The sequence below is a fragment of the Leptolyngbya sp. CCY15150 genome (genome assembly GCF_016888135.1).
GTDB lineage: Bacteria > Cyanobacteriota > Cyanobacteriia > RECH01 > RECH01 > RECH01.
This window is the reverse complement of sequence record NZ_JACSWB010000259.1, coordinates 1-285: the sequence shown is the minus strand read 5'-3', so window position 1 is coordinate 285 and position 285 is coordinate 1. Positions and strand designations below refer to the sequence as shown.

Sequence of the window (285 nt, the reverse complement as noted above, 5' to 3'; positions counted from 1 at the left end):
AGAGGCGATCGTCCCCACCGCCGCCATTTAGGGTGTCATCCCCTTCGCCGCCATCCAAGGCGTCATTCTCTTCAGTGCCATTCAAGATGTCATCTGAGGACGTTGCTTCATTGGCAACATCAGTGACGGTAATGGTGAGCAGTTGCGCGGCACTCAGCCCCCCAGCATCCGTGACAGTTACTTCAACGGCATAGGTATTGTCGGTGCCGTCATCGAGGGGGTTTTCAAAATCAGGGGCGTTGATGAACGACAGAGCACCGGTTGTGGCATTGATGTCAAAGAAGG

1 pseudogene is annotated in these 285 nt (G+C 54.7%); it reads right to left on the bottom strand.

The features are described 5' to 3' along the window. Nucleotides 1-285: pseudogene (locus JUJ53_RS25615) on the bottom strand (hypothetical protein); the annotation flags it as partial.